Consider the following 1,310-nt stretch of genomic DNA (forward strand, 5'->3'; position numbering starts at 1 on the left):
CTACATCATCTGCCGCAAGCCTGTACACCGCTATTTAAAATTCACACCTAAACAGAATGCCGTATGAGAAATGTAGCAAAGACCACCACACTGGAAAATAAATTTCCTTTGTTGACAGTAGAGAACAACTGCATCTTATCCAAAGATGCGGACATTACCGCCTGCTTTGAAGTGCGCCTGCCGGAACTGTTCACGGTAGCTTCTGCGGAATACGAAGCCATACACTCCGCCTGGCACAAGGCTATCAAAACCCTGCCTGATTTTACGGTCATTCACAAACAGGATTGGTACATTAAGGAAAGCTATGCGCCCGATTTGGCAATCGAAGACCAGAGCTTTTTATCAAAGTCCTATCAACGCCATTTCAACGAGCGACCGTTCCTGAACCATTATTGCTACCTGTTCCTGACGAAGACCACAAAGGAAAGAATGCGGATGCAAAGCAACTTCAGTTCGCTTTGCAAAGGTACGTTGATACCAAAGGAAATCAGGAACAAGGAAACGATACACCGCTTTATGGAGGCGGTCGCCCAGTTTGAGCGTATCGTGAACGATAGCGGTTTTGTTAGCCTGCGGCGTTTGACCGAAGAGGACATTATCGGAACGGAAGATACACAGGGATTACTGGAACAGTACCTCACGTTATCGAGGGGAGCCGGAACACCAATGCAGGACATCGCACTCGGAAACGAAGAAGTACGCATCGGTAACAAAAGGTTAAGCCTGCATACACTTTCAGATACGGACGACCTGCCCGGAACGGTATCGGCAGATACCCGTTTTGAAAAGCTATCTACCGACCGTAGCGACTGCCGCCTTTCATTCGCCGCACCCGTGGGCTTGCTGTTAAGCTGCAACCACATTTACAACCAGTACATTTTTTTGGATAACAGCGAAGACAACCTGCAAAAGTTTGAGAAGTCCGCAAGGAATATGCACTCACTGGCTCGTTACAGCCGTGCCAACCAAATCAACAAAGAGTGGATAGAAAAGTACCTGAACGAAGCCCACAGCTTCGGGCTTTCTTCAATCCGTGCGCACTTCAACATTATAGCGTGGTCGGAAGACCCTGCGGAACTGAAACAGCTAAAGAATGATTGCGGTAGTGCATTGGCATTGATGGAGTGTAAGCCTCGGCACAACACTACGGACGTAGCCACTTTGTATTGGGCAGGTATGCCCGGCAATGCGGGCGACTTCCCCAGTGAGGAAAGTTTTTACACTTTTATTGAGCCTGCATTGTGCTTCTTCACGGAAGAAACCAACTACCACAATTCGCCCTCGCCGTTCGGTATCAAGATGGCTGACAG

At 48.4% G+C, this 1,310-nt stretch carries 1 protein-coding gene; it reads left to right on the plus strand.

Going from position 1 to position 1,310, the window contains the following annotated elements:
- Positions 1-63: 63 nt before the first annotated feature.
- Positions 64-1,310, plus strand: a 1,247-nt coding sequence (locus BGP15_RS18740; protein ID WP_286770469.1) for a TraG family conjugative transposon ATPase, incomplete at its 3' end; no start/stop codon positions are given.

The sequence above is a fragment of the Sphingobacterium sp. 40-24 genome, assembly GCF_001899705.1.
In the GTDB taxonomy this organism is placed as follows: Bacteria; Bacteroidota; Bacteroidia; order Sphingobacteriales; family Sphingobacteriaceae; genus Sphingobacterium; species Sphingobacterium multivorum.